At 70.8% G+C, this 9,303-nt stretch carries 8 protein-coding genes; all 8 read left to right on the plus strand.

Annotated features, from left to right (window positions below):
- Positions 1 to 23: 23 nt before the first annotated feature.
- The 8 genes from ACIHCM_RS05000 to ACIHCM_RS05035 all read left to right on the plus strand — a co-directional run bounded on the left by ACIHCM_RS05000 (position 24) and on the right by ACIHCM_RS05035 (position 9,032).
- Positions 24 to 773, plus strand: coding sequence for a YcnI family protein (locus tag ACIHCM_RS05000; protein WP_399889214.1), 750 nt, complete (start codon positions 24 to 26; stop codon positions 771 to 773).
- A 121-nt stretch (positions 774 to 894) separates the two neighbouring features.
- Positions 895 to 1,548: an SCO family protein gene (locus tag ACIHCM_RS05005; RefSeq protein ID WP_399889217.1), complete on the plus strand. Its 654-nt coding sequence runs from the start codon at positions 895 to 897 to the stop codon at positions 1,546 to 1,548.
- Positions 1,545 to 1,988, plus strand: a complete 444-nt coding sequence (locus ACIHCM_RS05010; RefSeq protein ID WP_399889220.1) for a copper chaperone PCu(A)C — start codon at positions 1,545 to 1,547, stop codon at positions 1,986 to 1,988. The genes ACIHCM_RS05005 and ACIHCM_RS05010 overlap by 4 nt, the downstream gene beginning before the upstream one ends.
- 13 nt (positions 1,989 to 2,001) lie before the next feature.
- The gene (locus ACIHCM_RS05015) at positions 2,002 to 3,942 is read left to right on the plus strand and encodes a copper resistance CopC/CopD family protein (RefSeq protein ID WP_399889223.1); all 1,941 of its coding nucleotides are present in this window, start codon (positions 2,002 to 2,004) and stop codon (positions 3,940 to 3,942) included.
- A gap of 8 nt (positions 3,943 to 3,950) precedes the next feature.
- A complete protein-coding gene (gene efeB / locus ACIHCM_RS05020) occupies positions 3,951 to 5,276 on the plus strand; it encodes an iron uptake transporter deferrochelatase/peroxidase subunit (protein ID WP_399889226.1) in 1,326 nt (441 codons plus the stop codon).
- A gap of 134 nt (positions 5,277 to 5,410) precedes the next feature.
- On the plus strand, positions 5,411 to 6,343 hold the full coding sequence (gene pheA / locus ACIHCM_RS05025; protein ID WP_399889229.1) for a prephenate dehydratase: 933 nt from the start codon (positions 5,411 to 5,413) through the stop codon (positions 6,341 to 6,343).
- Between the two features lie 539 nt (positions 6,344 to 6,882).
- Complete coding sequence (gene serS / locus ACIHCM_RS05030) at positions 6,883 to 8,160, plus strand: serine--tRNA ligase (RefSeq protein ID WP_399889232.1); 1,278 nt, start codon at positions 6,883 to 6,885, stop codon at positions 8,158 to 8,160.
- Positions 8,157 to 9,032, plus strand: coding sequence for an HAD family hydrolase (locus ACIHCM_RS05035; protein ID WP_399889235.1), 876 nt, complete (start codon positions 8,157 to 8,159; stop codon positions 9,030 to 9,032). The genes serS and ACIHCM_RS05035 overlap by 4 nt, the downstream gene beginning before the upstream one ends.
- The last annotated feature ends 271 nt before the right edge of the window (positions 9,033 to 9,303 follow it).

Below are 9,303 nucleotides of genomic sequence, written 5' to 3' on the forward strand. Positions count from 1 at the left end.
CTCGAAGTGGAGTGCTCATCCCCATGAAGGCTTACCGTCTCGCCGCCGCCGGTGCCGTCGCCGCCTCGGCCGTCGTCGTCCTGTCCGCCCCCGCCTTCGCGCACGTCAGCGTGCAGCCGGAGGGCGAGGCCGCCAAGGGCGGTTACGCGGTCGTGAACTTCAAGGTCCCCAACGAGCGCGACAACGCCTCGACCACCAAGCTGGAGGTCAGCTTCCCGACCGAGCACCCGCTCGCCTCGGTGATGCCGGAGCCGGTGCCGGGCTGGAAGGTCCAGGTCACCGAGTCCAAGCTGGACAAGCCGATCGAGTCGCACGGCCACCAGATCACCGAGGCGGTCAGCAAGGTCACCTGGACCGCCACCGGCAAGGGCGTCGAGCCGGGCTACTTCCAGAAGTTCCCGGTCTCCGTGGGCGCGCTGCCCGAGGACGCCGACGAGATGGTCTTCAAGGCGATCCAGACCTACTCCAACGACGAGGTCGTGCGCTGGATCGAGGTGCCCCAGGAAGGCCAGGAGGAGCCGGAGAACCCGGCGCCGGTGCTGGAGCTGTCCGCCGCGACGGACGACCACCACGGCTCCGCCGGGCCCGAGAAGGACTCCGAGGAGCCCGCCGCCGACGCCTCGGCCGCCGCCAAGACCACCTCCGAGGCCGCGGAGCCGGCCGACAGCACCGACACCACCGCCCGTGTCCTGGGCGTCGTCGGCATCGTCGTCGGCGCGGCCGGTGTGGCGTACGGCGTGCTGGCCGGGCGCCGGCGCGGCACCGCCGCCTGAAGCCTCCCGCTCCGACGGTGTGCGCCGGAAGGCGTACGGCACACGGGTCCACCCACGGGTGACACGCTTGCCGTACGCCACCTGGCGGATGCCGGAGATCTCACCTCTGGGACATTTTTCTATGCGTAAGAAGACGTTCGCGGCGGCCGCGCTGATCGCCGCCGCCACCCTGACCCTGTCCGCCTGCGGGGGCGGAGCGGACGACGGCGGTTCGCCCGTCTCCGTGGTCTCCGAGGAGGGCGGCGACGCCAAGGCGGCCACCGTCCTCGACCAGCCGTTCGAGAAGCCGGATCTGGTACTGACGGACACGCAGGGCCAGAAGTACGACCTCCGCAAGGAGACGGCGGGCAAGCCGACACTGATCTACTTCGGCTACACCAACTGCCCCGACGTGTGCCCGCTGACGATGAACAACATCGCCGTCGCCAAGACCAAGCTGCCCAAGGCGCAGCAGGACGAGTTGCGGATCGTGTTCGTCACCACCGACCCCGACCGGGACACCCCTGCCGCGCTCGGCAAGTGGCTCAAGGGCATCGATCCGCAAGCCGTCGGCCTGTCCGGCGACTTCGCGACCATCCAGGCCGCCGCCCGCACGCTCGGCATCTCCATCGAGCCGCCGCACAAGGAGAAGGGCAAGATCGTCTCCACGCACGGCACCCAGGTCGTGGCCTTCTCCCCGAGGACCGACGCGGGCTACGTCCTGTACGGCGAGGACGCCACCGTCGACGACTACATCAAGGACCTCCCCAAGCTGGCCGAAGGGGAGAAGCCGTGAGGCGCACGACGGTGACGGCGGCCCTGCTGACGGGTGCGCTGGTACTCACGGGCTGTGGCTCGGACTCCGGGGCCGACGTCTCCGTCAGCGCCGCCTACATGCCGCAGCCCCTCTCGGACTCGATGGCGGCCGGCTTTCTGACCATTGCCAACAAGGGTGGTACGGACGACGAGTTGACGTCCGTGACCAGCGACATCGGCGAGGTGACCGTGCACGAGACGGTCGACTCCGCGATGCGGGAGGTCAGGGAACTGCCGGTGCCCGCGCACGGTGAACTCGTGCTGGAGAGCGGCGGGAACCACCTGATGTTCGAGAACCTCACGCGCAGGCCGAAGCAGGGCGAGACGGTCTCCGTCGAACTGCGCTTCGCCGATTCCGGCACGGTCACGGTGAGGATGCCGGTGAAGTCCGCCACGTACACCCCGGATTCCGGGCACTGAGGGAGGGACCACCTTGACATCGACCACCGCTCCCCGCGTCCGGAGTCTGGTGCTGCTGATGCTGGCCGCGGCCGGGCTGCTCCTCGGCGGCGCCGGGACCGCCTCCGCGCATGCCGCGCTGACCGGCAGCGATCCCCAGCAGGGGGCGGTGGTCGACAAGGCTCCGGCACAGGTCTCGCTCACCTTCTCCGAGGCGGTGTCGCTCTCCGACGACTCGCTCCAGGTGCTCGACCCCAAGGGCGGGCGGGCCGACACCGGCGAGGCGAGCAACGTCAGCGGGACGACGTACGCCGTGAAACTGCACTCGGGCCTGCCCGACGGCACCTACACGGTGGCCTACCAGGTGGTGTCCGCCGACAGCCATCCCGTCGCCGGCGCCTACACCTTCTCCATCGGCGCGCCCTCGTCGACCTCCGTGTCGGTGGCGGACCGGACGTCCGGGGGCGGGGCCGTCGGCTGGCTGTACGGGGTCGGGCGGTACGTGTCGTACGCCGGGTTCGTCGTGCTGGCCGGAGGGGCGGCCTTCGTGCTGGCCTGCTGGCCGCGCGGCGCGGGGGTGCGAGCCGTACAGCGCCTCGTCGTCTCGGGGTGGGTGGCGCTCACGGCGGCGACCATGGGGCTGCTGCTGCTACGCGGCTCGTACACGCGGTCCGGCTCGCTCGGCGACGTCTTCGACCTCGATCTGCTCGGCCAGGTGCTGCAGACCAAGACGGGTGCGGCGCTCGTCTCACGACTGCTGCTGCTCGCCGCGGCGGCGCTGTTCATCGCCGTGCTCTTCGGGGCGTACGAGAAGCGGGACGAGGACGAGAAGCGGGATCTGACGTTCGGGCTGGCGCTCGGCGGGGGTGTCGTGGCCGCGGGGATCGCCGCGTCCTGGGCGATGGCCGAGCACGCGTCCACCGGCATCCAGCCCGGCATCGCGATGCCGGTCGACGTCATCCATCTGCTGGCGGTGGCGGCGTGGCTCGGTGGGCTGAGCGCGCTGCTGGTGGCGCTGTACCGGGCGCCGGCCAAGGACCCGCTGGAATCCGCCGCGGTACGGCGTTTCTCCCAGGTCGCCTTCGGCAGCGTGATCGCGCTGGTCGTGACCGGCCTCTACCAGTCGTGGCGGCAGGTCGGCTCCTGGTCGGCGCTCACCGGGACGCGGTACGGGCAGTTGCTGCTGGTCAAGGTGGCGCTGGTGGTGCTGCTGGTGGGCGTGGCGTGGATCTCGCGGCGGTGGACCGGGCAGCTGGCGGACACCGTGACCGCGGGAGCGGCGGCGAAGCGGCGGGAGCGGGAGAGTGCCAAGGCCGCCGCGCGGTCGGGGTCGGGGGCAGGGGCAGGGTCTGGAGGCTCCAAGCGGGTCGAGGACTTCAAGCAGGGCGGGGACTCCAAGCGGGCCGCCCAGCTGGCGCGGCAGCGCGCCGCCGTCGACACCGCCCGGCAGAAGCGGGAGCGGGACGCCGATCCCAGCCGTTACGGGCTGCGCCGTTCCGTGCTGGCCGAGGCCGGCGTCGCTGTCGTCCTGCTCGCGGTGACGACGGCGCTGACGGCCACCGAGCCGGGGCGCACGGTGGAGCAGGCCGAGGCGGCCGCCGCGTCCTCCTCGTCCGCCGCTTCCTCGGCCACCGGGGTGGTCACCCTGGACATTCCCTTCGACGCGGGCGGCACGGACGGCAAGGGCGTCGTGCGCATCGACATCGACCCCGCGCGGGTCGGCGCCAACGAGATGCACGTGTACGTCCAGCGCCCCAACGGGCGGGCCTTCGACATCCCCGAGGTGAAGGTCGCCTTCACCCTGAAGTCCAAGAACGTCGGGCCGCTGCCCGTCGTCCCCGACCACATCACCACCGGGCACTGGTCGGCGAGCGGGGTGCAGATCCCCATGGCGGGCGAATGGGAGATCGCCGTGACCGTGCGGACCTCCGACATCGACCAGGTGACCGTCTCCAAGAACGCGCAGATCGGCTGAACATCATCATGGCTGAGCAGATGGCCGACCAGACGGCCGACGACCGGTCCGTCCCGCGGACGCGCTCTGCCGGGACGCCTCCCCAGGGGGCCGCTCCGGCGGACGCGTCCTCTGGGAAGGGCATCTCGCGGCGGACGCTGCTCGGTACCACCGGCGCCACCGGGCTGGTCCTCGGTGCCGCGGGCGGCGCCGCCGGCTACGCGGCAGCGCCCGCGCAGGCCACGCCGCTCACCTCAGTGGGCGCCGATCAGGTGATGTTTCACGGGAAACATCAGCCCGGGATCACCACGCCGATGCAGGCGCGAGGCCATGTCCTCGCCTTCGACCTCGCCGCCGGCGCGGGCCGCAAGGAGGCCGCCGCACTGCTGCGCCGCTGGTCGGAGACGGCCCGCCGGTTGATGGCGGGCGAGCCCGCGAAGGACGGCGACACGAGTGTGGCGCGGGACGCCGGACCCTCGTCGCTGACGATCACCTTCGGGTTCGGGCACAGCTTCTTCGGCCGCACAGGTCTGGAGAAGCAGCGCCCGGCCGCCCTCGACCCGCTGCCCTCCTTCTCCTCCGACCAGCTCGACCGGGCACGCAGCGACGGGGACCTGTGGGTCCAGATCGGCGCGAACGACGCCCTGGTCGCGTTCCACGCCCTGCGCGCGATCCAGAAGGACGCGGGCGGCGCGGCACGGGTCCGGTGGCAGATGAACGGCTTCAACCGGTCGCCGGGGGCCACGGCCCGTCCCATGACGGCCCGCAATCTCATGGGGCAGGTCGACGGGACACGCAATCCCAAGCCGGCGGAGCCCGACTTCGACCGGCGGATCTTCGTGCCGGAGTCCGGTGCGTCCGAACCGGCCTGGATGGCGGCCGGCTCCTATGTCGTCGTGCGCCGTATCCGCATGCTCCTCGACGACTGGGAGCGGCTCTCGCTCAAGGAGCAGGAGGACGTCATCGGGCGGCGCAAGTCCGACGGGGCGCCGCTGTCCGGCGGGACCGAGACGGCCGCGATGGACCTGGAGAAGACGGACGCCGAGGGCAATCCGGTCGTCCCGATCAACGCGCACGCGCGGATCAGCCGGCCCGACCAGAACGGGGGTGCGGCGATGCTGCGCCGTCCGTTCTCGTACCACGACGGCTTCGACGGGGACGGGGCCCCGGACGCCGGTCTGCTGTTCATCTGCTGGCAGGCGGATCCCTTGCGCGGCTTCGTGACCGTGCAGCGCAAGCTGGACCGGGGGGACGCGCTGTCGCGGTTCATCCGGCACGAGGCCAGTGGGCTGTTCGCCGTGCCGGGCGGGGCGGCGGAGGGCCAGTACGTGGGGCAAGCGTTGCTGGAGGGGTGAACGGTGCCCTTGGGGCGTTCGGGGTGCCGGTCGGTCCGTGTGCGGATACTCCTCCCGGGGGGCGTGTTCACTCACGGGAGGGGCTCTCGTGAGACACGCGAGCCGGGTGCGGGGAGGCCCATTAGGGTGAGGGCATGCCAGCGAGCTATGCGTATCTCGGTCCCGAGGGCACCTTCACCGAAGTCGCTCTTCGCACGCTGCCGGAGGCGGCGACCCGCGAACTGATGCCGTACGTGTCCGTGCAGTCCGCTCTGGACGCGGTGCGCGTCGGTGAGGCCGAGGCCGCGTTCGTCCCGATCGAGAACTCCGTCGAGGGCGGCATCACCACGACCCTCGACGAACTGGTCGCGGGCGAGCCGCTGATGATCTACCGCGAGGTGCTGCTCTCGATCACCTTCGCGCTGCTGGTGAGGCCGGGCACCTCGCTGTCGGACATCAAGACGGTCTCCGCGCACCCGGCGGCCCAGCCGCAGGTGCGCAACTGGCTGCGCAAGAACCTCCCGGACGCCACCTGGGAGTCGGCCGCCTCGAACGCGGATGCCGCCCGCCTCGTCCAGGAGGGGCAGTACGACGCCGCCTTCGCGGGTGAGTTCGCGGCCGCCCGGTACGGCCTGACGGCCCTGGAGACCGGGATCCACGACGCGGAGAACGCGCAGACCAGGTTCGTACTCGTCGGCCGTCACGCCCGGCCCGCCGCGCCGACCGGTGCGGACAAGACCTCGGTCGTGATCTGGCAGCGCGACGACCACCCCGGCGGCCTGCGCGACCTGCTGGGCGAGTTCGCCACCCGGGGCATCAACCTGATGCTGCTCCAGTCCCGGCCCACCGGCGCCGGCATCGGCAACTACTGCTTCTGCATCGACGCCGAGGGCCATATCTCCGACCGCCGCGTCGCCGAGGCCCTGATGGGACTCAAACGGATCTGCCTCCAGGTGCGTTTCCTCGGCTCCTACCCCCGCGCGGACGTGAAGCCCGGGGATGTCCGGCGTCCGCTTCCCGGCACGTCGGACGACGAGTTCACGGCGGCGGCGGACTGGGTGGCCCGGTGCCAGGACGGCCGGTTCTAGCCGGTACCGTTCTTCCTACCTGCATATTTGCGTTATCCACAGGAGTTATCCACAGGTCCGCATCTCGACCTGGGGACAAGTCGACAGCGAGATAGGACCCTGTCGACAAATCGCCCTCCAGGACCTCCCGGCGTCCACCGGTAAGCAGGTCACCCTTCGTCCACTCTTTTCCTCGGGTCAACCCTTTGGAGCGACGTATTTCCACTCGAAAGTGCACGTAAGGGACGTATGCCACGGGAATCCAAAGATCCATCAGGATCCTTCGGATTGATCAATTCCGAATCCACAGATCTCCCGCACACCCTGTGGATAACTTTTCGGAGGGCGTGGATCCCTGTGGACAACCCAGATCCCAAGTCCCGTTCTCCCCAAGGAAATCCGGTCAACCGGCCACCCGCGGGCTGCTCCGATCAAGGGATCGTCAAGATCTTTATTGACGAGAGAGTACAACCAAGGGCAATTACGGCATAACGGCACGTAATCCACGGCACGGAATAGTGAGTCGTGGGCGCTGACCCCGCACCGGTAGCCTTGAGCGCGTGATTGACCTTCGCCTGCTTCGTGAGGACCCCGACCGTGTGCGCGCCTCCCAGCGTGCCCGTGGAGAGGACGTCGCGCTCGTCGACGCTCTCCTGTCTGCCGACGAGCGGCGCAGGTCGTCCGGCGTCCGCTTCGACGAGCTGCGCAACGAGCAGAAGGGCCTCGGCAAGCTCATCGGCAAGGCCTCCGGCGACGAGAAGGCCGAGCTGCTGAAGCGGGCGAGCCAGCTCGCCGCCGACGTCAAGGCGGCCGACGCGGAGCAGGACGCGGCCGCGGCGGAGGCCCAGGAGCTGCTCCAGAAGCTCGGCAACCTCGTCCACCCGGACGTCCCCGTGGGCGGCGAGGAAGACTTCGTCACCCTGGAGACGCACGGCACGATCCGCGACTTCGGCGCCGAGGGCTTCGAGCCCCGGGACCACCTGGAGCTCGGTCAGATTCTGGGCGCGATCGACGTCGAGCGCGGCGCGAAGGTCTCCGGCTCGCGCTTCTACTTCCTCACCGGTGTGGGTGCGCTGCTGGAGCTGGCCCTGGTGAACGCCGCGATGGCGCAGGCCACCGCGGCCGGCTTCACGCCGATGCTCACCCCGGCGCTGGTGCGCCCGCAGTCGATGGCCGGCACCGGCTTCCTCGGCCAGGCCGCCCAGGACGTCTACCACCTCGCGGACGACGACCTCTACCTCGTCGGCACCTCCGAGGTCCCGCTCGCCGCGTACCACATGGACGAGATCCTCGACTCCGGCAAGCTCCCGCTGCGCTACGCGGGCTTCTCGCCGTGCTTCCGCCGCGAGGCCGGCTCGCACGGCAAGGACACCCGGGGCATCTTCCGTGTGCACCAGTTCGACAAGGTCGAGATGTTCTCGTACGTCGCTCCCGAGGACTCGCAGGCCGAGCACCAGCGCCTGCTGGAGTGGGAGAAGCAGTGGCTGACGTCGCTGGAGCTGCCGTTCCGCGTGATCGATGTCGCCTCCGGTGACCTGGGCGCCTCGGCCTCGCGCAAGTTCGACTGCGAGGCGTGGATCCCGACGCAGGGCAAGTACCGCGAGCTCACCTCGACCTCGGACTGCACCGAGTTCCAGTCGCGCCGTCTGTCGATCCGTATGCGCGAGGACAAGAAGGTGCGGCCGCTGGCGACGCTCAACGGCACACTGTGCGCCGTGCCCCGGACGATCGTGGCGATCCTGGAGAACCACCAGCAGGCCGACGGCTCCGTGCGCGTGCCCGAGGTGCTGCGTCCGTACCTGGGCGGCCGGGAGGTCCTGGAACCGGTGGCCAAGTGAGCGACACGGCTCCCGCCGCCGGATTCCCGTACCAGCTGATCGCCACCGACCTCGACGGCACGCTCCTGCGCTCCGACGAGTCGGTCTCGCGACGCACCCGGGACGCGCTCACCGCGGCCACCGCGGCGGGCGCCGCGCACATCGTCGTCACCGGGCGCGCGGTCCCGTGGACCCGGCACATCCTCGACGATCTCGGTTACACCGGCCTCGCCGTCTGCGGCCAGGGCGCACAGGTGTACGACGCCGGTGAGCACCGTCTGCTGACGTCGGTGACCCTGGACCGGCAGCTGGCGGGCGTGGCTCTGGCCAAGATCGAGGCGGAGGCAGGGCCGCTGTATCTGGCGGCGAGCCGGGACGGCCTGGACGGCGAGGTGCTCGTCGGACCGGGCTACGCGCTTCAGGGCGGGCTGCCGGCGACGCCCTTCACGGAGGCGGCGGACCTCTGGTCGGCGCCGCTGGGCAAGATCTACATCCAGCATCCGACCCTCACGGACGACGAGCTCGCGGACGTCGCCCAGCGGGCGGCGGGCGGCTTCGTCACCGTCACCATGGCCGGCCAGGGCATCGTCGAACTCCTCCCCCTCGGCCTCTCCAAGGCGACGGGGCTGTCGCTGGCGGCGCGGCGTCTCGGTATGAAGGCCGCGGACACCATCGCCTTCGGGGACATGCCCAACGACATACCGATGTTCGCCTGGGCGGCGCGGGGCGTTGCCATGGCCAACGCGCACGAGGAACTGCGGGCAGTGGCCGACGAGGTGACCGCGTCCAACGAGGAGGACGGGATCGCGGTGGTGCTGGAGCGGTTGCTGGAGGCGTCAACGTCGGCATCCGCATCGTCATCGGCTCGGCCTGGCGCCGGTTCGGCGCAGTAGGGGTTCGGCCGGAGGCGGTACAGCTGGGCGCCGGTGGGTTGACGGTGTGCTGTGCCGGGGGGCCGTGCCGGTGGGGGTCCCCGTGCCGGTGGGGGTGCCCGTGCCGGTGGGGGTCCCCGTGCCGGTCCCGGTGACGGTGCCGGTCGGTACCGGTCCAGCTTGGTGCAGGGGCCGGTCGGGGGCCGGTGCCGGTCGCGAGCCCGCACTGCTGGCGGTCCCGCTCGGGACAAGCGCCGGTTGAAGCAGGCCTCCTTGGTGCAGGTGCCGCCCA

This window comes from Streptomyces sp. NPDC052023 (assembly GCF_044548465.1).
Taxonomy (GTDB): Bacteria; Actinomycetota; Actinomycetes; order Streptomycetales; family Streptomycetaceae; genus Streptomyces.

Coding starts and splice junctions, on each gene's coding strand:
- ACIHCM_RS05000 (WP_399889214.1), top strand. CDS start 24: ATGAAGGCTTACCGTCTCGCCGCCGCCGGTGCCGTCGCCGCCTCGGCC.
- ACIHCM_RS05005 (WP_399889217.1), top strand. CDS start 895: ATGCGTAAGAAGACGTTCGCGGCGGCCGCGCTGATCGCCGCCGCCACC.
- efeB (WP_399889226.1), top strand. CDS start 3,951: ATGGCTGAGCAGATGGCCGACCAGACGGCCGACGACCGGTCCGTCCCG.
- pheA (WP_399889229.1), top strand. CDS start 5,411: ATGCCAGCGAGCTATGCGTATCTCGGTCCCGAGGGCACCTTCACCGAA.